Source organism: Streptomyces sp. NPDC058663, from assembly GCF_042716745.1.
GTDB lineage: Bacteria > Actinomycetota > Actinomycetes > Streptomycetales > Streptomycetaceae > Streptomyces.
This window is the reverse complement of the sequence record NZ_JBHXRV010000051.1, coordinates 40004-60369: the sequence shown is the minus strand read 5'-3', so window position 1 is coordinate 60369 and position 20366 is coordinate 40004. Positions and strand designations below refer to the sequence as shown.

General features: G+C 67.6%; 20 protein-coding genes and 1 pseudogene. 9 read left to right on the top strand and 12 right to left on the bottom strand.

All coding sequences use genetic code 11. From position 1 onward, the window contains the following. Positions 1–237: 237 nt before the first annotated feature. Together ACFWVV_RS30665 and ACFWVV_RS30660 are read right to left on the bottom strand one after the other, a co-directional pair. Positions 238–633, bottom strand: coding sequence for a hypothetical protein (locus ACFWVV_RS30665; RefSeq protein WP_384355842.1), 396 nt, complete (start codon positions 631–633; stop codon positions 238–240). Next, positions 630–881, bottom strand: coding sequence for a hypothetical protein (locus ACFWVV_RS30660; protein WP_384355840.1), 252 nt, complete (start codon positions 879–881; stop codon positions 630–632). The genes ACFWVV_RS30665 and ACFWVV_RS30660 overlap by 4 nt, the downstream gene beginning before the upstream one ends. 451 nt (positions 882–1332) lie before the next feature. Here ACFWVV_RS30660 and ACFWVV_RS30655 point away from each other — a divergent pair, with 451 nt between their 5' ends. Both ACFWVV_RS30655 and ACFWVV_RS30650 read left to right on the top strand, forming a co-directional pair. After that, positions 1333–3915 carry a Helicase associated domain protein gene (locus ACFWVV_RS30655; RefSeq protein WP_384355838.1) on the top strand — a complete coding sequence of 861 codons (2583 nt, stop codon included), beginning with the start codon at positions 1333–1335 and terminating at the stop codon, positions 3913–3915. Then, on the top strand, positions 3912–4367 hold the full coding sequence (locus tag ACFWVV_RS30650) for a hypothetical protein (protein WP_384355836.1): 456 nt from the start codon (positions 3912–3914) through the stop codon (positions 4365–4367). Before ACFWVV_RS30655 ends, ACFWVV_RS30650 begins: the two co-directional genes overlap by 4 nt. Before the next feature lie 156 nt (positions 4368–4523). Here ACFWVV_RS30650 and ACFWVV_RS30645 read toward each other — a convergent pair whose 3' ends face one another. Together ACFWVV_RS30645 and ACFWVV_RS30640 are read right to left on the bottom strand one after the other, a co-directional pair. Next, entirely contained in the window at positions 4524–5378 is an 855-nt protein-coding gene (locus ACFWVV_RS30645; protein ID WP_384355834.1) for a hypothetical protein, read from the bottom strand. Next, positions 5375–6376, bottom strand: a complete 1002-nt coding sequence (locus ACFWVV_RS30640) for an ATP-dependent DNA ligase (protein WP_384355846.1) — start codon at positions 6374–6376, stop codon at positions 5375–5377. Before ACFWVV_RS30640 ends, ACFWVV_RS30645 begins: the two co-directional genes overlap by 4 nt. A 119-nt stretch (positions 6377–6495) precedes the next feature. On the opposite strand from ACFWVV_RS30640, the gene ACFWVV_RS30635 reads away from it, so the two are divergent. Then, a complete protein-coding gene (locus tag ACFWVV_RS30635) occupies positions 6496–6882 on the top strand; it encodes a hypothetical protein (RefSeq protein WP_384355832.1) in 387 nt (128 codons plus the stop codon). Between the two features lie 308 nt (positions 6883–7190). On the opposite strand, the gene ACFWVV_RS30630 is transcribed toward ACFWVV_RS30635, so the two are convergent. Continuing rightward, the gene (locus tag ACFWVV_RS30630; protein ID WP_384355830.1) at positions 7191–7409 is read right to left on the bottom strand and encodes a hypothetical protein; all 219 of its coding nucleotides are present in this window, start codon (positions 7407–7409) and stop codon (positions 7191–7193) included. Positions 7410–7814: 405 nt separating this feature from the next. Between ACFWVV_RS30630 and ACFWVV_RS30625 the strand changes: the two genes are divergently transcribed. The 3 genes and pseudogenes from ACFWVV_RS30625 to ACFWVV_RS30615 form a co-directional block, all read left to right on the top strand. Next, a complete protein-coding gene (locus ACFWVV_RS30625; protein WP_384355828.1) occupies positions 7815–8429 on the top strand; it encodes a DUF6461 domain-containing protein in 615 nt (204 codons plus the stop codon). A gap of 34 nt (positions 8430–8463) precedes the next feature. After that, the gene (locus ACFWVV_RS30620; protein WP_384355826.1) at positions 8464–8934 is read left to right on the top strand and encodes a DUF6188 family protein; all 471 of its coding nucleotides are present in this window, start codon (positions 8464–8466) and stop codon (positions 8932–8934) included. Positions 8935–9038: 104 nt separating this feature from the next. Then, positions 9039–9161, top strand: a pseudogene (locus ACFWVV_RS30615) (IS5/IS1182 family transposase); the annotation flags it as partial. A gap of 3 nt (positions 9162–9164) precedes the next feature. Here ACFWVV_RS30615 and ACFWVV_RS30610 read toward each other — a convergent pair. Next, entirely contained in the window at positions 9165–9434 is a 270-nt protein-coding gene (locus ACFWVV_RS30610) for a hypothetical protein (RefSeq protein WP_384355824.1), read from the bottom strand. 344 nt (positions 9435–9778) lie between these two features. Here ACFWVV_RS30610 and ACFWVV_RS30605 point away from each other — a divergent pair, with 344 nt between their 5' ends. Next, entirely contained in the window at positions 9779–11047 is a 1269-nt protein-coding gene (locus ACFWVV_RS30605; protein ID WP_384355822.1) for a HEAT repeat domain-containing protein, read from the top strand. A gap of 550 nt (positions 11048–11597) precedes the next feature. Here the strand turns inward: ACFWVV_RS30605 and ACFWVV_RS30600 are convergent. Further along, positions 11598–11858, bottom strand: a complete 261-nt coding sequence (locus ACFWVV_RS30600) for a DUF5958 family protein (RefSeq protein ID WP_384355820.1) — start codon at positions 11856–11858, stop codon at positions 11598–11600. A gap of 64 nt (positions 11859–11922) precedes the next feature. Between ACFWVV_RS30600 and ACFWVV_RS30595 the strand changes: the two genes are divergently transcribed. After that, a complete protein-coding gene (locus ACFWVV_RS30595; RefSeq protein WP_384355818.1) occupies positions 11923–12441 on the top strand; it encodes a hypothetical protein in 519 nt (172 codons plus the stop codon). 72 nt (positions 12442–12513) lie between these two features. On the opposite strand, the gene ACFWVV_RS30590 is transcribed toward ACFWVV_RS30595, so the two are convergent. The 5 genes from ACFWVV_RS30590 to ACFWVV_RS30570 all read right to left on the bottom strand — a co-directional run bounded on the left by ACFWVV_RS30590 (position 12514) and on the right by ACFWVV_RS30570 (position 18982). After that, positions 12514–12660, bottom strand: a complete 147-nt coding sequence (locus ACFWVV_RS30590; protein WP_384355816.1) for a hypothetical protein — start codon at positions 12658–12660, stop codon at positions 12514–12516. Between the two features lie 86 nt (positions 12661–12746). After that, the gene (locus ACFWVV_RS30585) at positions 12747–12998 is read right to left on the bottom strand and encodes a hypothetical protein (protein WP_384355814.1); all 252 of its coding nucleotides are present in this window, start codon (positions 12996–12998) and stop codon (positions 12747–12749) included. Positions 12999–13439: 441 nt separating this feature from the next. After that, positions 13440–14879: a hypothetical protein gene (locus tag ACFWVV_RS30580; protein WP_384355812.1), complete on the bottom strand. Its 1440-nt coding sequence runs from the start codon at positions 14877–14879 to the stop codon at positions 13440–13442. A gap of 427 nt (positions 14880–15306) precedes the next feature. Further along, on the bottom strand, positions 15307–15516 hold the full coding sequence (locus tag ACFWVV_RS30575) for a hypothetical protein (protein ID WP_384355810.1): 210 nt from the start codon (positions 15514–15516) through the stop codon (positions 15307–15309). Positions 15517–15589: 73 nt separating this feature from the next. Beyond that, positions 15590–18982, bottom strand: a complete 3393-nt coding sequence (locus ACFWVV_RS30570; protein ID WP_384355808.1) for an RHS repeat-associated core domain-containing protein — start codon at positions 18980–18982, stop codon at positions 15590–15592. 575 nt (positions 18983–19557) lie between these two features. Here ACFWVV_RS30570 and ACFWVV_RS30565 point away from each other — a divergent pair. Further along, entirely contained in the window at positions 19558–20361 is an 804-nt protein-coding gene (locus ACFWVV_RS30565) for an alpha/beta fold hydrolase (RefSeq protein WP_384355806.1), read from the top strand. The last annotated feature ends 5 nt before the right edge of the window (positions 20362–20366 follow it).

Here is a 20366-nt window from a genome sequence, read left to right as displayed (position 1 = left end):
AAGTTTACGGCGCCCACGTAGAACTACCAAAATCTAGCCGGGGCCTGCGTCCGATGGGTATACGAGACCGGGTCCACTCCGTGGCCCTGCAGTTCCGGTGTGCGGCTTCGCCGCACACCTGCCCGGTACTCCGTACCGGGCAGGTCTGATCGCTGCGCGATCAGACGCGGGCCGCGCTCCGCGCGGCCCGAAGAACGCGGCGAGGGAGGTGGGGGTCGGCTGCCTGGGGAAGGGGGCTCAGGGCGAGACGTCGAGGATGCGGACTCCCGCTCCGTCCCAGTCTTTGGGGGCGGTGGTGACGACCCGGGCTCCCTCCGGGCGTTCCGGGGCGGGCCGGGCTACGTGCCGGGTGTGGGACCAACCCAGGCTGCGTGACTGGCCGGAGGCGGCCAGCACGGCTGCGAGGTCGAGGGGATGGAAAACGATCTGGTCGAGCATGGCAACGTGGCTGGCTACCCCGTTACGGGCCCGGTCGGCGTCCGCGAGAGCGCTCAGGGCCACATGCACACGCCACGTGTCCGTGGCGGCGGACTGATGCAGGATCCGCGAGACCAGAACACTTCCCGAACCCAGGGCGAGGAGTGCGCTCTCGTCCAGGATCACGTCCACCGTGTGAGGGACGGCGGCGCTCATGCGGCGTCGCCGAGCCGGCGGGCGAGTTCAGCGTCCGCCGCACGGTCCTGCTCAGGCGTGGGGGCGTAGCCCGACATCTCCTTGAGGACTGCCAGGGTGCGGGCCGTGCGCTCGGCGCGCTCCGCGTCGGTCGGGGTGTGTGCGGCGAAGTCGCTGACCAGCTGGGCGATGGTGGTGCCCTTTTCCGCGGCGAGCGCGGCCAGTCTGTCCCGGACGGTGTCTTCGACCTTGATCGTTGTGTGTGCCATGAGGACTAGAATACATCAGGTATACCGCTGGGGTGAGTGCTTCCCACGACGAGCCTGAAGCGCCTCCGAAGGACCGCCTCTTGTCTTTGCGGGTTGTGGTGCGTCATTTTTGTATGTCCGCTAGGTTGGATCGAGGAGACGGACATGCTCCGAGCCCTGACCGGTGACATCAGCTCCCCTTGCTCGCCTCCGCGAAAAATAATAGAAAGAAGATCTCTCACATGGGATTTCTGACGATTCTAGCTGTTCTGCTCCTTTTCTACGTCGCAGTGATGGCTTTGTTCTGCATGCTGGTTGCCTCCAAAACCTCTCACCGAATGGGTTGGGCCATGTCAGCTGCGCTCATATTCTTGCCCGTTGCAATAGCCACCTCGATATTCATTCGCCCGATTTTCCAGTAACCGCAAGACGCACTGAGGCAGGCTACAAAAAGCCCGGAAGGAATCACCTCATGCCGAAGGACGGGCTGCGCCCGCATCAGGTCGAGGCGGTCGACGCAGTCCTCCGCCATCTCCAACTCCCCGCCGGCTCCCCGGTGCCGGAGGAGGGACTGCGGTGCCAGGTGATCGCGGCGACCGCGTCGGGAAAGACCCGGATCGCTGCGAGGGCCGCTCAACGGCTCCACGCGCGGCGGGTGCTGGTCCTGGTGCCAACGACCGATCTGCTGGCGCAGATGGCCGCGGAGTGGCGCCGGGCCGGGCGTGCGGGGGCGATGGTCGGTGCGTGCGAGGCCAAGGTCGCGGCGTCCAGCGGGATGCCCTGCACCACCGACGAGGCGGAGCTCCTGGACTGGGTGGGGGACGACGAGCTGGTGACGGTGTTCTCGACGTACGCGACCGCGACCACGGCGGTCCGGAAAGCGCACACGCTGGGAATGCGGCCGTTCGATCTGATGGTCGTGGACGAGGCGCACCGCACGAGTGGTGATGCGGAGAAGGCGTGGGCGGCCGTGCACGACCAGGCGAAGATCCCGGCCGTGCGGCGGCTGTACATGACCGCGACCCCGCGCGTATGGGAAGCCGTCCCGGACTCACGCAGAGGCGGGGGCATGGCGCCGCGGCTGATCGCGAGCATGGACGACGGATCCCCGATCTTTGGACCGGTGGCGTGGAAGCTGATGCTATCCCAGGCCATCAGCCGGGGCCTGGTAGCCCCGTACCAGGTGGTGTGCGTGGACATCTCCGACCCGGACCTGCACGCCGCGCAGGCCGGCGGCGACCGGGGATCGGACCTGGTGCGCGGGGAGCGGCTCGCGGCCCTGCAGGCCGGGCTCCTGACGGCGGCCGCGGACGAGAACCTGCGCAAGTGCCTCACCTTCCACTCCCGGGTGAGCGAGGCCGAGGCAATGGCCCAGGGCCTGTCGGCCGTCGCGGAGCGGTTGTATACGGAGGATCCGAAGCGCTACCACCCTCCGGTGCGGGTATGGGCGTCATGGCTGTACGGGGAGCACAAGCCCGGCCACCGCAAGGAGCGGCTGGAGGAGTTCACCTCGGACGTCATCGAGGTGGCGGACGGCAAAGGCGGCAAGGTCTCTTCTCCGGCGATGTTCAAGATGATCGCGTCCGTTCGCGTCCTCGGAGAAGGCGTCGACACCAAGGACTGTGATTCCGTCGCCTTTTGTGACGCGCGGGGGTCGATGGTCGACATCGTGCAAATGGTCGGCCGGGCCCTCCGAATGCAGCCCGGCGAGGGGAAAATCGCCTCACTGGTGGTTCCTGTTTTCCTCGCACCGGGTGAAAGCCCCGATGAAATGCTGACCTCTGCGGGGGCTGAAACCCTCGCGAGAGTCCTCGGAGCGCTACGCGCCCACGACACAGACGTGATCGAAGCACTCGCCGACCCCCGCCCCCGCACCGGGAGTTGGACGGGCCACGACACCGAGGAAGACCACGCCGCGGACGACCAGGAGCAGCAAGGTGAGACGGCGGGCCCGAGCGGGGCCGCGCGGGAGCTGCTGAAGTTCTCCACGCCCCGCGATCCGGCAGAAGTGGCCAGGTTCGTGGCGTTGCGGGTACTGCACCCGGAAACCGACTACTGGCGGTCTGGACTCGCCGCCGCGGCCCGGTACGCGAAGGAGATCGCGAAGAACGGGGAGCTGAAGGTCCCCTACGACTACGTGACCCCGGTGGAGTGGGCGCCGGGCGGCTTCCCCTTGGGGACGTGGCTGAAGAGGCAGCGGGCGGACTACCGGGCCGGTGACCTGGCCCCCGAGCGGGCGCGGGAACTGGAAGCTCTTGGGGTGGTGTGGGCGCACCAGGACCACGTCTTCGACGAAGGACTCGCTGTCGCCCGCCGCTGGGCTGCCGAGCACGGGCACTTCCTCCCGCCGGCCACCGCCGTCTGGAACGGCTATCCAGTCGGAGTGTGGGCGAAGAATCTCCGGACGACGGCGCGGCTCGCGGACGCCCGCGCGCGAGAGCTGGAAGAGGCGGGTGTCGAGGTCTCCGAGGAGGAGGCGGCCGGGGGGCTGTCCTGGACGCGCCGCAAGGCGTTGGACGAGATCGATCCCGGGTGGTGCCCGGCGTGGGACGCGGGATGGCAACGCTGCTTCCGATTGGTCCAAAACCACCTGGACAACGGGGGCAGCGTGCCCCTGGAGGCCGGGGAGGTCGTCGTCCAGGGCGAAGACCTCGGACGGTGGGTACAGAGCTGCCGGTTCGAGTGGGAGCAGCTGCAACCGGCGCAGCAATGGCTGCTGGCCAACGCCCTCGGACTCGAACCGGCCGAAGAGTCGGAGCGGCCGGTCAAGCGCACCCAGAACGACAAGTGGAACCTCAACCTCGCGGCGGCGAAGGCGTTCCACGCCCGGGAAGGGCACCTGATGGTGCCGAGGAAGCATGTGGAGCGGGTCGAGTCCAGCGGGGGTGCGGGAGTCGCTCAGAGCGGCGTTGACGGCCGTGAGGTGGTGGAGGTGAAACTCGGGATGGTTCTGGACAACATCCGTAAGCGTACCGACAAGCTCACCGCTGATCGGCGGGCGGAGCTGGACAGGCTGGGGATGCGGTGGACCACGACGAAGAAGGCGGCGCGATGAGCACGGATGCGTACACCAGCGACCCGGTAGAGAGGGCGGCAGAAGACGTACGGGAGGGCGACGCGGACGCCACCCTGGCAGTCGCGGTGCGCTCCTACGCCATGTTCGCGATCCACGTCCGCTTCCACGACGGCATGACCGAAGAAGTCCTGCCCGTCCTGTGGTCCGTGATCCCCCGGGACCAGCGGGAGGCGTACCCGGCCCGCCTGGAAGAGTTCGTGGACGCCTACCGGGAACGGCTGGTGCGGCTGTTCGCGGAGTACGGGCCCCAGTCGGCAATCGCTAAGCACGGGCGGCACGAACTGCTCGCACACCCCGTATCACTGATCGCACTGGAACAGCTGTCGGCCGTCCGCTCCCGGTACGCGCTGGCGGCGCGGTGGAACGGGGAGCTGCCGGACCGGTGGCTGAACGACATGAGCGCCACCTGGGGGGTCAGCGAGGTGCTGTGAACGAGGCAGGGCAGACGAGGGGCGCCGCCGGGCTGGGGCCGTTCATCGCGATCTTCGGGAACGGTGTGAGCACGCCGGGTTCATTCCACGGCGAGGCCTTTCGGTGCGTGCAGGCTTACGTTTCGGCACATCAGGCGGGGAGTAGTGCTCGGGAGGTCAGGGAGTGCGGGTGACGGTTCCGGAGACGAACCACTGGACGATCGTGGCGGCGATGTGGACTGCTGCCCGACAGGCTTCCAGGGTTTCTGGGGTGGTTGCTGCTTGTCCGCCGTGGCGTGAGGTCTGGCCTTCCCAGAGAGCACGCATCATGGCTTCCACGGGGGCGATGGCGTCGCTGGTGGTTGGTGTGGAGAGGGCGGTGGTGAACTTGTGGCGGGCGCCTTTGAGTTCTCCGAGCATGGTGCCGAGGGTGGCTCTATTGTTGTTCGGTTGGATGACGGCGTGGGCCGCTGACTCGGCTGCTTTGATGGCTTCGCTGTATGCACGTACTGGGTCCGGGCTGCGCCCGTAGGCTGCCTGCCAGGACGCGGCGAGGTGGTCGGCTGCGGATCCTGCGGTCTGCTGGGTCGCGGCCTCGGTGATGGTGTGGCGTACCGCGTCGCGGACAGCGGGCGTCACTCGCTCTTCCAGTCCTCTGTTGTTCTCTGCGACGCGGTAGGCGGACCCTGCGTCGTCGAACAGTTCGGCCAGCTCGTTGAGGTTGGTCCTGTCCAAGATCCCGTAGTCGAGGCTGTACGCCAGGATCTCATCCACCACGTCGAGCAGCTCAGTGCCGACTGCGTTTCCCAGTGGGGCCAGGTAGTTCCCGCTCCTGGGGGGAGTCAGGCGCAGCCGCACGCACAGGGCACGCGTGGCGTTCTCGTTGGGACGCCCGCCGTAGCTCAGCACGCCCCTGACCCACATTTGCAGGGGGAGGAGGAGGTGGTCGGGAACTTCCTCGAACGGGCCGTCGTGGGTGGGTTCTGCGAGTCCGATGCGGACGGAGAAGCGGCGGCGCGGGGGGATCGTCATGACGTGACGATACTGCTCTCAGCATCGCCCCCGGCATCGTAAATCCTTTGCCTCAGTACTGCGGGATGCCTCCGATTCTCACGGATCACCCTGCAGGTGAGTGTACTTGTAGGGGCTTCGCGCGGCGCTTCCCCTGGCTGCAGGACCAGGCAAGCGCAACAGGCGGAGCCGGGCGGCCCACCCCCGCGCTCCTTCTGCTCCCCGCGTACCCGGGTCACCGTGACCGTGGCGTGCCGTGTGGTGCCGGCCAGGACTTCGACCAGGAGCTCCGGCGGGCAGAGCGTGTACGGGTCGCCGTCCTCGGTGCGCGCGGAGGGGCTGGGCTCCTGGCCCTGAAGGTGCGCGGCGATGTCGCGGCGTACGGGTGCGGTGAGGCGGCGGGAGCGCATCTCCCGGCCTTCGGGCAGCCGCACCACGAGCGCGGCGGGGTAGGCGGGGGTCCCGGTGTAGCCCACCACCACGGCGTCCACCGTGTCCGCGTGCCTGATCTTCAGCCACGCCTCGGTACGGCCCCGCAGAAACGCGCCGTCCAGTCTTTTCAGCACCAGGCCCTCGATGCCCTGGGGGCGGAGCTTCTCCCGCCACAGGCGGGCGACGTCCAGGTCCTCGGTCATCGGCACGGCCTGGAGCGGGGGCCCGAGCGGGGCCAGGCTCTCCACGAGGATGCGCCGTCGCTCCCGGTACGGCCGGGCCGTCAGGAGGCCCCCGTGGGCGGGGTGGCGCAGGATGTCGAACGCGGCGTAGGAAGCGGGCAAGCGGCGGATCAGAGCGGCTGCGCGCGCCGCGCCCGCCGAGGCGCGCTGCCGCACCGCGCCGAAGTCCAGGCGGCCGTCCCGGTAGATCACTCCCTCACCGTCCAGCAGGACCCCGGAGGGAAGGTCCATCGCAGCCGCTGCCAGATCCAACCAAGCCCCGGTCACCACACGGCCCGACTTGGAGCGCACCACCACGTGGTGCGCGGCGCGCTCGATGGTGAGCCGGTCGCCGTCGTTCTCCAGACTTTCCTATGTCTCATGAGCCACGGCTACTACGACTTCGGGCCTCCGGGGCGTACGGCGCGTGCGGCTACGGCACCCACTTGGCAGCCGGTCGGCGGCCCAGTTCTAGGGTGGCGGGCATGACGGGTGATGCCGCCTCCGGCCCGGGCTCCCCGGCCTACCGGCGCGCCGAGGCTTTCCTCGACGAACTCAATGAACATGCCGACCGGGTGTACCCGTTGCTGCCCTTCATGGACGTGTGGCTCCTGGACGACGATGGCTTCCTCACCGGAGAGACTGGTGGGCCGTTCCGCACGCCGGAGGAGACCCGCGAGCAGATGGTCCGCTGGGCCGCACATCTCGGTGCTCACATCGAGGAGAAGGCTTGCCCCGACGGCACGGTGGAGCTCTACGCACCGTGGGCCGCCTGGAAGAGCCCGTCCCCGGTTCGCGGCTGCCTGCGGGCGCACTTGCCCAGTCCCGAGCAGCAGGACGCAACGACTCCCCTCGTGAGAGGGGCCCGGTGACGGGCAGCGTCGGCAAGCCCGTCAGAAAGCATCCTGCGACTTGACGGTGAGATGCCCCCGCGACTGGCCCGTTCGCGCGGTAAAGACGGCGCGGCACCTGGACAGCCCAGGTGGTGTCGCAGAAGAACCGCCGCAGCCCTCTCAACGCAGCCCCCAATTCAGCTATGGAGAGGTCACTACGACTGCGGGGTGAGACACCTACCAAGTGTCTGGAGAACCGTCGAACTTCGGTTCCGCAGCCCAGCCCTCCCCCTCGGGCAGGGTGTCCACGGCCTGCGCGCGTACCAGGCCAATCGGGGGGCCGCTCGTCATACGGCCCCGCCGTACTCGTACGGGGCGCCGTCCTCCCAGACAATGGCCGCCGAGTCCCCGTCCACCAGGCCCTCCGCAGCCGTCTCATCAAGGCCGACCTGCCGCAGCTGCTCCACCAGGTCCCGGTCCGAGTACGCCACCCCCGCGTCCCGGCCCCACAGGTACAAGCGGCGGCCACCCTCTGTGCGCGGGCGCTGCACCACGATCTCGTCCATACCCCCACCGTCCCCCCGCCCCGGCCAGCCCGCAGGTCGGGGCCAGCCCCAGCGGCGAGCGCCGTGCGGGCGTCACGCCGTGACCTGTCGCACCCCCGAACGTGCGACACGGGACCTGTTCGCCGCCGCTGCTGCATGAGGCACGGCACCGTGATCACCATGCACCCGCGTTCCCTCCCGGCCCTCCTGGCCGCCGCCCTCTGCCTCGGCACGGCCGGATACGTGGCGGTCCCCGCCGACGCCCCCGCCGCCAGGGCTGCACCCCCCGCAGAACGCCCGCAGACCGCGCACACAGCCCCAGCTCTGGCCGGGCACGGTGATGCGGCGGGACCGCCGCGACCTGCTGCGACTCCGCCCGGAACCCAGGCGTCCTCAATGTCATAGCCATCGTGGAGGATCTCTCGCATGGCTACGACTGCTGCTGACTACATCTGGTTCGAGGAAGACTTCCCGGACCTCGCCGAGTCCTACTGCGTCACCCTCGTGCACAACGTGCCGCCGAGCGAACTGCTGAGCAGACTGGGCGGCCAAGCCGAACCCGAGGTCACCGGGATCACCGCACTCGTCGACACCGCCTACGACCTCTGGGGCCCCAGCACCACGCGGACGTACTTCGGAATGACAACGCTCGGACCCTGGACCCTCATGATCGAGCCCAACGGCTGGCACGGAGTGAACGAGGAGAAAGCCCTCCCCGCGTCAGCGGGCACCCGCTGGGTCTCCCACTACGACAACGCAAACGCCAACAACGACGGCTCTTTCCTCTGGGCCGAGGACACCGAAGTCCAACTCCACTTCGAACTCCGCGACGCCGGTTACCGCTCCGGCGCCCGCGCCGACGACCTTCTCGACGTCATCCGCCGCCTCAACTTCACGTTCCCCGAAGAACCCAGCGAAGTAGAGGATGACCCGGCCGTGCCGGCTGCCTTCGCACTCGCCGAGCACCTCACCGGCATACGAGTCACCCCGGCCCTCCTCCAGGGCACCACCTTCATCTGCGGCACCGCGGACTTCCGCTGAATCTCCGCCCAGCCCCCTGCCTGGACGAAAACGCATGGCTATCGAACCGCAGATCGGCCAAGGTTCAGTGGTGAGTACTGAGCAAGGTCCCGTCGAGCACGCGGACCGTTGGATTTTGAACCTGCGGGGCTTGCCCGTCACCAGGATCGTCGTGGACTTCCAGCTCACACTGGTCCTCGGCTCTGCCTGGGAGGTCATCCTGGAGGCGCCGGTCAACCTCTCTCACGGCTCGGTCCGAACCAATCCGCCGTCGGTTCTGAATCCGGAAACGCAGGATGTCGCGGCGGCACTCACCCTGTTCGGAGCGGAGATCCGGTCCGCCGTCGCCTTCAAGTCCGGTGCCCTCCGTCTCGTATTCGACACGGGTATGCACCTGAACTCTCCGGCGGATCCGTCGTTCGAAGCGTGGCAAGTCGCGGGCCCCCAGGGATGGCGCTTCGTGTCTCTTCCAGGTGGCGAACTCACAGTCTGCTCCACCGGCGCCGACGAACCCTCGACGGGCTGAACGATAGTGCGATGACCCCCGGTGCCCACACTTGGCTGGGACGAGCCCCGCACGACCGTCCCATACCCGCAGGCCAGAGCCTCGCCCTGCCCACTCTCTACTGAGACAGGACAGTGCTTGCAGGATGCCGCCGTCTGCACCGTCGCTACGAGCGCAAGGCCGACCACTTCCTCGCCTTCACCGGCATCGCCGCTACCCTCATCTGCTACCGGCGACTCGCCAGATAGAGGTCAGCGCCACTCGGGCGGAATGTTGGCGAGCTGCGTCAGCAGGTCCCAGTCGGCTGAACGGAACTTTGGGTCGTGCCATTGGGCACCGCTGGCGACCCAGTCGCCACGCAGCTCGCGGACCTGAGACACGTTGTCATCACCGATGCCGGATTCGTTGTAGCAGCAAGGACAGATGACGTACTGCGGCACGCCGTACTCGTCGAACACCGCTTCGCCATCGTCGTACCCGCAGATCCTGCAGGCGGTCTCGGTCTTGTCGTCCATGCTCATCTCGACGACAGCCTACCGATCGACGCCAAATGACACGACGTCTAATTGGCGCGGAGTTCCGGAACATCCTGCACGTTCGAGGGCAGGGTCTTCAGCGGCTGCTGCGAGTGTGCAGGACTCCGGCCAGACACACCGACCCGCTGGGAGCGGCCGGCCACGGTTACCCCACCCTGCTCAAGCCCACGCTCTCAGAAGGGGTCCACCCTCGGCATCGCCCCCGGTAACGCGTGCTGGCCGGGTACGCAGGTCCTCACCATGAGCCCGCGTTCGGCCCTCGCCTGGAGCGGGACCAGCTGCTGCTGTGCCGCGGAGGCTGTGTCAGTGCCTCCTGCGATCCTTCTTCGATGATCAACGAGTACGAGAAGCTGCTGGCAGGGCTGGACGATGTGGACTGGGCCAGCTTGTCCCACGCCTACGAGTCGGCGCATGACGTTCCAGGGCATGTACGCACCCTGTGCGGGAGTGACGACGAGGCGCGCAAGCAAGCGTTCAGCAGCCTGTTCAGCAGCATTTTTCACCAGGGCAGCCGCTATTCGGCCTCTCCGCTCGCCGTGCCGTTCCTCGCGAGGATCGCCCTCACAGGCCCTACCGCTGCCCGTGAGGACACGATGTGGCTGCTTACCCGCCTGGCCGTGGACTGGCACGACGAGTACGACGTGACCACCGGCATCAACGTCGCCGGATGGCGTGCGGCCGCGGCGGAGGTCGGACCGGAGGAGCTCCTGCCGTGGTACGAGGAGCAGCTGGCCGCCGCGACGGATGCCGACCAACGTGCGCAGCTGCAGGAGATACAGGACTGGGTGGCCGCCGGTAACTCGCCGGATTCCCGGTGGTCGGCACTCCAGTCCTACGACGCCGTCCTCGCCGGACTCCCCGGCCTTCTCGCCCTGCTCGACGACGATGACGCACGACTGCGGACCCGGATCGCTTACATCCTGGCCTGGTTTCCCGAATTCTCCACCACCTCCCTGCCCCGCCTCCTCGCCCTTGCCGCACACGATAAGGACCCGGTCACCGCAGCCACCGCACTGCTTGCCGCAGGCATCGTCGGACCTTCCTCCACGGCCGAGGACATCACCCTGTACCTGGGTGCCACAGATCCGCTGATGCGGTGGGCCGCGGCCACCGCCCTCATCCGCCTCGCCGGCCTCGACGGAACCCCTGTCGGCCCCGGCCTGCTCGGCCGGGCTGTCACGGAACTCACCGCAGCTGCCCGCAGCCCGTTCGATCACGTAACCGACTACTGCGAGGGCGACCCGTTCGGCCACATCGAGCGCACCCTGCACGCCCTGCCGCCCGAGTCGGACCCGGCCGCCGCGCGCGAGGCGCTCGACGCGTGCCGCGCCGAAGTACGGGTCCGTGGCCGACGCGTGCCGGTCCCGGTGCAGGGCCACACCTCCACGGCTCCATTCCTTCGCCACCCCGCAGTTCCGGCAGCCCCGCATCGTCTGGGATTGCGACGGGTCCCGCACCCGCAGGGCGATCGAGAAGCTCTTTCCCACTCCACAGCCGTACCCCGCACCCCGCTACACCGACCTGACAGCGGCGCAGCAGCAGCTGTTGGGCGATCTCGCCGGCCACCGGCACGCCTGGCTCGTCCGCAGACCGGCTGAGGGACCTCGGTCTTCCCCACACGCAGGAAGCGCTGCATTCCTTCGTCGGAGCGCACCGCACCGCCTGAAGCACCGCAGCACCCGCAGCGAACGAAGGAGTGCTCACGCCCGACAGTGCCCGGTGGGTAGCGCCGCCCGGCCCCTCGCGTCCACCCCGTAGGCTCCCGCGCATGGAAAACGCAGACAGTCGGCAGCACACCGCCAGGCCGTGGCAGGAGTGGGCCGACGTCTACGACTTCCTGGAACAGATCCGACAACGCCCCGGCATGTGGCTGCCAGACGGCTCGCTCCGCACCCTGGAGGCCGTGCTCACCGGCTACCGGGTGGCCCTCGGCGTACACGGCATCAATGAGCCCTTCGACTTCTGGCCCGAAGACACCTTCACCTCGTGGCTCCGCGCACGCCGAAGCACACCCAGCTCACTGAACTGGGCAGCCGAGATCGGAACGCGAGACACCCGTCAACTCCACCCCGCTCCAGGAATTCTTCCGGCTCCTGGACGAATTTCGAATCCAAGAACCCAGGTCCGACCAGGAGTTCGCCAAGACTGTCACGGCCCCGGATTTCTTAGGGGCCGGTGGTGCCAGTAGTGCCCGCGCCCGCCGACGCAGAAGAACTGGCGGCGACGTTCGTCGGCGACCCCCAGCACGGCGATCAGCAGCCGGAACGCCTTGAGGCATTCGTGTTCAAGAGCCAGGCTGGCGATCTTCCCCAGCTGCACCTTGATCGGTCCCCGAGCGATGAGGACCGCCGGGGTATGGGTTTCCCGGAGTCCGGAACGATGGGTGCTCGTCGCAGCATCAGGCCGCACTTCCCCACCAGCCGCAGACAATCTCAGCGCCGACCCGGTGCTGGTCCGCCCATAGGCTGGTGACGTGCAGGAACTCACTCACTCGGACAGCACTTTCATCAACTTCCGCGACCATGACTTCAGCGAGTCCGGAGGGCACGGCTACCGCTGGGTCGACATCAAGAGGTTCCGCCTGCCGACTGAGGCGCCCAGCGATCTCGACGTCATCGCGGCCTTGATCGCGCATGTCCAGTTCCGCGACGACTACGCGGGCGGGGGCGTCGATCCGGACGGCACCCGGCACGGCCCGTACTGGACGCAGAACGTCACCGTCGACGCCTACCGGGCATGCACCCGTGACGACGCGGCCAGCACCCTCCAGAGCTGGGCCGGCCAACATGGCCCGCTTCCCAGCTCCCTCAAGGACGCTCTGGGGCGTGAGGTGCATGCCACGCTCCGGGCGGCTACCAGCTGCTACGAACTCTCGGACCTCGGCCCCGAGGCGTACCACGACTGGGGAGGCGTGCACATCGACTTCCATGAGTTCGTCGCCATCGATCGCCAGGACGCGTCCCTGACCCTGCTCGTCGCCGCCGACGACTGACATCACGGACACCCTCGAAGCGTCACCGGCGGCATCGGATCAAAGCCTGTGATGATCTTGTAAGACACCAGATCAGACCGTCAACACCGATTCGAGTTCGGCTTCGGTCAGCAGCTCCTGCTCCTGGACGCGGGCGTGTACGACGGCCGGACGGGAGAGCACCTGTGGGCGCGGTACCCAGGGCACCTGTTCCAGGAGTCGTCGTGTCTGCCCGCTCACGGTGTTTTCCTCATGGCCGTCCATGGCGGGCCCTGGGCCTTTGGTCAGCCGGCGTAGGCGATCGCCAGGACGGAGTATCGCTGCCACTAAGTCCAGTTGTGGAAGCGCGCACGCTTGGGGCCGCACGCGCCGTCGGCGAGGGCATCGTGGTAGGCCCGCTGCACGGCGGCGTCGGTTTCTGCCTGCGGCGCGTTTACGGGCGTGTAGGCCCCGGAGTAGACGACGCACGGCGAGTGGTGCACCGGCCACAGCGCCCATGTGCCGAACGCGACGGCGGCGGCCGTCACTGTGAGCACGGCGGCGATCCGGCGCGGGGTAGAGAGAAGGCGGGATATCACCAGCAGATGGTACGGGGCGGGGCACAGGCAGCGGAGACCCGGTCGCGGCTCTACGCGGTAAGCGGCCGTCGCAGCGGCTGCGTGCCGCAGATGAAGTGTGTGTCACGGCTCTGCCCCTGCCATGGGTGGAGACACAGGGGGCGTGACTGCAGCGGATTCCGTGCCGGGCTCGGCACGGCTTGGTGCCGCAGGTTCGCGCCTGCGGCACCCTCGCCTGTCAGATGTGCCGGCTGATCAGTCCCAGTGGATGTCCGTCAGACCCACTCGCTGTCCGGGCAGCGACGCCACTTGATGTCCGGGGACAGTTCCCAGTTCGGGTCAATAGGTGTCATGGTTTCTCCCCTCCCCTTGAGGTGCTGCGAGCGCAGCAACGATCATGAGCGTACGTTCTCTTCCGCGCGTCGGCCCGGCGCTCCTCAAATGCATGCGGTATCACGCCGGTTAGAACGGCGGGTCTTCGGCACAGCCGTCTCGGTGGGCGCCCTGGCTGCGTTTCTCCGCGCCCTCGCCGTCGCTCGCCGCTGTGTCCCCCCAGCTTGTACGAAGCCCTTCCCGCCGTTGTTCGTGCTCCGCCCGTTGGGCCGTGACGCCTGGGAGGACGTCCAGTGCTTCTGTGGGGCGGTTTTGGCATGCGAGCAGTTTGGCTCGGTCGGTGAGAGCGTTGCCGTGAGGATGCGTGGCCAGGAGGGCGATGGCGTCGTCCAGGCGGCCGTCCTTGGCCATGAGGCTGGCCACGGTGCAGATGCGTTCCTCGGTGTCCATCTCGGGTGTTGCGTTGATCTCGGCGATGGCCTCGCGGCAGCGGCCCAGTTCTCCCATCAGCCACCACCGGTTGGACGGCACCCAGTCCCCCGCTTCCGCCACGTACTGCGCACTGCACTCGTTCAGGAGCTGCAGTGCCCGCGCGTGGTGCCCGTTCCCGGCGAGCAGGATCACAATGCCCTGCAGGGGGCTCTCCCACGGGTCTTCGAAGGTGGGCAGCCCGATGTCGATGGCTTCCTCGAACCGGCCCTGCGCGGCCAGGAACTCCATCAGCATCCACTCTTGCGGGTACTGTGCGGTGGCGAGGTGTTCGCGCAGGAGCGTTTCCGCTTCGCCGGCGCGTCCCGCCGCGATCAGGGCGCTCGTCAGAGGCCGGAATGCCTCGCGTGCGTGGTCGCCGGTGGCTGCTTGCCGCAGTTCCTCGGTCCGCCCGTGCCGGGCCAGGAGCCATGTGTAGGTCACGACCGTGTTCAGCGGGCCGTACCGGTGGGCGGCCACGTCCTCACCGAGCACGCGTATCGCCTCCTCCACCCGGCCCGAGCGCTCCAGTACCTCCGCCTGCAGGTCCAGTGCATCCCACGCGGGGTGCGAGCGGCCCTGCGCCTGCTGGTGGTGCCGTGCCTCGTCGGCGATGGGCACCACGAGGTCCAGCACGCGTACGTCCCGGCCCTGGTCCTCCGTCATCGCCACCAGGGCCCGCAAGGCCCACGGTTCGCGCAAGTGCGGCTCCAGGAAGCTGATCGCGTCATCCACGCGCCCGCACTTCACGAGCGTCTCGGCATAGATCTCGCACGCTTTCACCGCCGGTTTCTCACCCGTGGGATACGCGAGCGTCAGCGCCTCCTCGACCCGGCCCCCGGCGAGCAGAACATCCGCACCGGCCGCGACGGCAGGCAGCCACCCGGTCTTCGCGAACGGCTTCATCACCGCCCACGCTCGCTCGAACAGGCCCTTCTCCTGCAGCGCCGTGACCGCGCCGCGCGCGCAGTACCAGTCCCCCCGCTCGGCCGCAGCCTGTTCCACCAGCTCCAGATGCCCGTGCTCCAGAAGCGAGTCCACCACCTCCGGATGCACTCCCCCGTACCAGGTTGTCTGCCATACAAGATCATCAACGTTCACCAGGAAAGCGTAGAAGCCCCCACTGACACCGGTAGGGAACGTTGGTAACACTGAGGGGCCCGTCGTGGCGTCGACTGGCCCCTCAGGTTTCAAGGCTGGTTCTTTCCCATGCTGCGAGATAGAAGAAGCAGAGACTCGGGCACGAAGACAACGCCCAGGCGACCCCGACCTCCAGCGTTGCCGGTGGCAATGAGGAATATGGAGAACAGTTCTCCAAGTGCCACAGGGCACAGACACCGACCAGAGTAGGGATTCAGTCTCCCCGACGCCCTCGACGCACCAGCATGGTGATGACGAACACAGCGACGAGCGCGGCGACGAGAATGATCAGCCATGGAGGGAAGGGGCCATCAGGGTTCGGTCCCCGCTCGGCCAGCTCAATGACACTCTGGAACACCGGACATCACACCTTTCCCATATTTCTCACTCAAGAACCTATTACTCCGGCAGCGAAGAGAATGCCGAGTACAGAAATTGCTACACCGCCGACCATGAAGGCGCCCTTGTTCCATTCTCTCACGCTCCGCCTGGCCTGCCCATCTCCCTTTCCTGCGAATCCCAGCCTGCTGAAGGGGCCGGCGAAAATCACAAAGGAAACCCCGAAGCCAATCATGAGAATCCCTACAGCAGTGTTCATCCAGCGATCCTTAATTGCAGTACTGAACACCGAGGAGCGCCCCTCTCGGATACCCTCCTCGGTGCAGTGCGAACTAGCCGAAAGTGTATTCGCCGCTTACGGAGCACTTCCCGGTGCTGCCGCCGGTCTCGAGACCGACGTCACCGTCCCGGATGTCTCCCTTGGGGTCATTGTGGGAATAGGTCCCGCTGACCGGGCCTGCGCCGCAGGAAAGCTCTCCCTCCCATCCTTTCTCGACGCCTCCGGTATCGGCACCGGCGGTGGCGCTGACACCAGGGCTTCCCAGGCCGAGGGAGATGGTGGGGCTGGTCTTCTCCCCATTGCTCTTGGCCCCAAGTCCCACGCAGATTCCGAAGCAGGCTTCTACCTTGCCCGTGGCGGCGAGGCCCGTCGGATCGATGCGGTTGACGGGGTCGCCTTCGGCGTAGAGGTAGGGGTTCTTCTCCTGGCCGGACGGGTCGGGGCTGGTGAAGCGGCCGATGCGGGGGTCGTAGTAGCGGGCCTTCAGGTGGTAGAGGCCGGTGGGGTCCTGGTAGCCGCCGGCGAACCGGTAGGGCTGGGGGACCTTTTCCGTGAAGGTGCCGTCGACGCCGCGGGGACTGTAGCGGTACTCGTTCACCTTGGCGCCGGTCTCGTCCGCGAGCGCGAGGACGGAGCCGAGTGCGTCGGTGAGGTAGTAGTACGCCTTGCCTCCGGTGGTCATGGAGTTCAAGGTGCCCCCGGGTTCCCGGTTGAATCCCATGTCTCCGGTGGGGTCGGTCCTACCGGAGAGTCCGAGCGGCCCGTTGTGGAAGGTGGTGTCGCCGTAGTAGAGCCGCTCGGACTGGTCGGTGGAACCGTAGGTGCCGGAGTACGTCTTCCCTGCCACCGTCACCGAGGTCTGCTGGGAGTGATCCGACCAGATGCCGCCGGTGCGGGCGCGTTCGGCGCCGCTTGCGCCGTCGGTTTCGTTGCCCGCCTTGTCGTAGCCCCAGCCCGCGGTGGAACCGGCGCGGGAGATGAGCTGGGAGGCGTCGTTGTAGGTCAGGGCCATGCCTGAGGGGCAGCCCTTGGTGGAGCCCTGGGAGGTGAGGTTGCCCGCTGCGTCGTAGCAGTACTGGTAGGACGCGGCGAGGGTGGTGCCCTTCTTCTCCTCGGAGTAGGAGAAGCGGCCCGCGCTGTCGTAGGTGTAGGTCTTCGTCAGACCCATGACCCCGTCGGTGGCGGTGCGGATCTTCGTGCCGTCCTTCGTCGCCGTGCCGGAGGCGTAGGAGTAGGTGTACGAGGTGTTCGTCAGGGTGCCCTTGGGGGAGGTCGCCTTGATCAGGGTGGGCCTGCCGGACTTGTCCGGGGTGACCTCCTGGACCGTACCGCCCGGGTACGTGGTCTTCGTGCGGACGTCGTTGGCGTTGTGGTCGTACGTCGTCGTCCTGCCCGACGGGTCCTTGAGGGCCGTGAGGCGGTTGGCGGCGTCGTAGGTGTAGTCGGTCAGGCCCACCGGGTCCTTGTACGTGTCGACGTTGCCCGCCGGCGTATAGGTCAGCTCGGTCTGCGAGCCGTTCTGCAGGGTCCGGATCGTCTCGCGGGAGAGCGGGTCGAACTGGTACTTCATGACACCGGTGTCGTCCGTGCGCTGGGAAAGGTTCCCGTCACCGTCGTAGACGTAGCGCACAGTGGTGGAGGAGGAGGAGACCTCGGTGATGCGGTCACGGCTGTCGTAGGTGTACACCGCGCCGATACCGCGCCCGTCCTTGGCCGTTTCCACACGCCCTTGGCCGTCGTAGGTGTACGTCATTTTGCCGAGCGGCGCAGGCGGGGAGACCTCGGTCAGGTTGCCTTGGGCGTCGTACTTGAAGGACGTCACCTTGCCTCGTGCGTCGGTCACCGAGCACCGCTGGCCTTCGAAGCCGCCGCATGTGGGGGTGGCGGGGTTGTAGTCGAACTTCTGCGTTCCGCCGCCCGTACCGGATACGGCAACGGCGGTGGTGTTGCCCGCCGCGTCGTAGGAGTACGTCGTCTTCTCGCCGTCGGCCGACGTCTGGGTGTTCGGCAGGTCACGGCCGGAGACGGTGTTGTACTTGTCGACCGCCGCCGTCGCGCCGGTCGGCAGTTTTGCCGAGGTGGCGTTGTTGCGGGCGTCCCACCCGTACTCGGTTTCGTTGCCCGGGGTTGCCCCCACACCCATGGCGTCGGTGGCCGTCTTGACGTTGTGGTTCGCGTCGTAGGACGAGGACCGGGTGTGGCCCAGGGCGTCGATGGTCTTGGTGACGCCGCCGTCCTTGTTCAACTCGTAGGTGGTGGTGTGCGCTTCGGGATCGGTGACCTTCGTCTTCCCCGACTCGTACGTATAGGTGTAGGTGGGGCCGGTGTGGCCGGTGCCGTTGAAGGCGGTCGCCCGCTGCATCGAGGTGACGCGGTTCTGCGCGTCGTACCCGAGGTTCGTGACCCGGCCGTCCGGGGTGGTGATCCGGGTCAGGCGGCGGGAGGAATCGTAGTCGAAGACCGTGGACTTGCCCGCCGTGTCGGTCGTCTTCACGAGGTCGCCGGCTGCGTTGAGGTCGAAGACAGCGGTGCGGCCGGTGTGGTCCTTGGCCTGCCACTGCGAGGCGTCCGTCTTCACCAGGTCCACGAAGCGGCCGGAGCGGGTCTCGGTCAGCTTGAAGCCCTTGTGCTCCGGGCTTTCGTCATGCTGGGTGACCGTGATGGTGCCGTTGTTGCGGTCGGTGACCTTGGTGAGGGTGCCGTACTGGTTGTACGTGTCCTTCGACCCCGACTTGCGGCTCGTCAGCGTGTACGTGCCGTCCGCGTTCTTCTTCAGGTCCTTGGAGTATCCGACCGGCGTCGTGTACGTGCCGTCGCTCTTCTTCGTGAACGTCACCGAGGCACCGGTGGCGTCGTAGAGGACGACCTGGGTGTCGGTGATCTGCGCGTAGCGCTCGTACCCCTGCCACCAGCGCTGGGAGACCTTGCCCCACGGGGCGTCCATCGAGTTGTACGTCCGGGAGAGCTGCAGGTTCTGGCCCACGCCCGCGACGTCGAAATCGGTGGCAGCGAGCATCATGTTGCCGGTCGAGTAGTTGACACGAGCAACCAGCGAATCGGTGATACGGAAGTCGGAGATCTTGTGCCACGGCACCGACCCCTGCCCCTTCGGCACGTCCGCCGCCAGCGGAGCCGCCGCCGCGGACGGTGCGGCGAAGCGGGCCTTCCGCCCGGACTCCGCGCGCGCTTCCTGCGCCTTGCGCCAGGCCGCACGTTCCTCGGACGGTTCCGCCTCCGTCTGCGGCGCGACCGGCTTCGTCTCGCCCACCTTCACCGGTGGCACCGGCAGTTTGGGTGCGCCCTTGCCCCACACCGAGTCGGCAGGTACCGGCGGCGGCGTGACGGGATCGGCGGCCGCGACAGGCAGCACTCCAGCTCCCAGCGCCAGGACGGCAAGCGCCACCGTCAGCGAGCGTCTCGCCCGTATCTGGGCATGACTGTGCATCAACTTCCCCCCAGGGAATGTGGATTCGAGCGCGGCCGGAGCGGCCGTCGACCGGCACACTTTCGCACAGGAAATCCACAAGATCACGGCACTACCCCCAAAGAATTTGAACATGCACTTGGCATGTGCACTTTCTTGGAAAACGTATAAGCGCAGCTCAGGCAGCCTTCCCGCCTCTTATGTCGCTCGCGTCGCCTCAGCGAAGACTGGGGCAGACAGCTGCGTCCGCCACAGTTCGCACACAACTCGACAGGGCAAGTGAAGGCCTGCTGTGACCTGGACGGAGGCGCCTTGCCGTGCTGGTTCACCGCGATACGCGATGCAGGCTGCACCGCCCGGCACCCGGGGGTTCCTCTCCGCTGGCACATGAAACGACACGGCGTCTTCTCCGTCGTGTGGTGGTGGCGGTCCGTCAGGGCCGGGACGAAACGATTCACGCTCTCCTGGAACAGGTGGCAGACACGGCCGACGCTCCCGCGCTGTTGCTGCTGCGTGAGCTGCTGGATGAGGATCTGGTCTGGCGGAGCGCCGGGCTCCTGTCAGGGGTTGGGGGCGGGGGTCGGAAACTGGTGAATATGGATATCCGTCGCAGGAACAACGTCACTGTCACCGGCCGTACGGACGGGCCGGTGCTGCTGCTGGCGCACGGCTTCGGATGTGACCAGAACATGTGGCGCCTGGCGGTCCCCGCGCTCGCCCGGGAGTACCGGGTGGTGCTCTTCGACTACGTGGGATCCGGCCGCGCCGACCCGTCGGCCTGGGACGAGCAGCGTTACGGCTCCCTGGAGGGGTACGCCCAGGACGTGCTGGACGTGTGCGAGGAGCTGGACCTGCGGGACGTGGTCTTCGTGGGGCACTCGGTCAGTGCCATGGTCGGGGTGCTCGCCGCACAGCGGGCGCCGGAGCGCATCTCCCGGCTGGTGATGGTGGCCCCCTCGCCCTGCTACATCGACGAGGACGGGTACCGGGGCGGCTTCAGCCGGGACGACATCGACGAACTGCTGGAGTCTTTGGAGTCGAACTACCTGGGCTGGTCCGCGGCGATGGCCCCGGTGATCATGGGGAACGAGGACCGGCCCGAGCTCGGCGAGGAACTCACGAACTCGTTCTGCGCGACGGACCCGGACCACGCCCGGGTCTTCGCCCGCACGACGTTCCTGACCGACAGCCGCAAGGACCTCGGGAGCATCGCGGTGCCGACGCTGGTACTGGAGTGCAAGCAGGACGCGATCGCCCCGCGCGAGGTCGGCGCCTACGTCCACACCTCGATTCCCGGCAGCCGGCTCGTCACCCTTGAGGCGACGGGGCACTGCCCGCAGCTGAGCGCACCGCAGGCCACCGCCCGGGCCATCACCGTATGGCTCGGCGGCATCCGATGAGGTGC

Coding starts and splice junctions, on each gene's coding strand:
- ACFWVV_RS30665 (WP_384355842.1), bottom strand. CDS start 633: ATGAGCGCCGCCGTCCCTCACACGGTGGACGTGATCCTGGACGAGAGC.
- ACFWVV_RS30660 (WP_384355840.1), bottom strand. CDS start 881: ATGGCACACACAACGATCAAGGTCGAAGACACCGTCCGGGACAGACTG.
- ACFWVV_RS30655 (WP_384355838.1), top strand. CDS start 1,333: ATGCCGAAGGACGGGCTGCGCCCGCATCAGGTCGAGGCGGTCGACGCA.
- ACFWVV_RS30650 (WP_384355836.1), top strand. CDS start 3,912: ATGAGCACGGATGCGTACACCAGCGACCCGGTAGAGAGGGCGGCAGAA.
- ACFWVV_RS30645 (WP_384355834.1), bottom strand. CDS start 5,378: ATGACGATCCCCCCGCGCCGCCGCTTCTCCGTCCGCATCGGACTCGCA.
- ACFWVV_RS30635 (WP_384355832.1), top strand. CDS start 6,496: ATGACGGGTGATGCCGCCTCCGGCCCGGGCTCCCCGGCCTACCGGCGC.
- ACFWVV_RS30630 (WP_384355830.1), bottom strand. CDS start 7,409: ATGGACGAGATCGTGGTGCAGCGCCCGCGCACAGAGGGTGGCCGCCGC.
- ACFWVV_RS30625 (WP_384355828.1), top strand. CDS start 7,815: ATGGCTACGACTGCTGCTGACTACATCTGGTTCGAGGAAGACTTCCCG.
- ACFWVV_RS30620 (WP_384355826.1), top strand. CDS start 8,464: ATGGCTATCGAACCGCAGATCGGCCAAGGTTCAGTGGTGAGTACTGAG.
- ACFWVV_RS30610 (WP_384355824.1), bottom strand. CDS start 9,434: ATGAGCATGGACGACAAGACCGAGACCGCCTGCAGGATCTGCGGGTAC.
- ACFWVV_RS30605 (WP_384355822.1), top strand. CDS start 9,779: ATGATCAACGAGTACGAGAAGCTGCTGGCAGGGCTGGACGATGTGGAC.
- ACFWVV_RS30575 (WP_384355810.1), bottom strand. CDS start 15,516: ATGAACACTGCTGTAGGGATTCTCATGATTGGCTTCGGGGTTTCCTTT.
- ACFWVV_RS30570 (WP_384355808.1), bottom strand. CDS start 18,982: ATGCACAGTCATGCCCAGATACGGGCGAGACGCTCGCTGACGGTGGCG.
- ACFWVV_RS30565 (WP_384355806.1), top strand. CDS start 19,558: ATGGATATCCGTCGCAGGAACAACGTCACTGTCACCGGCCGTACGGAC.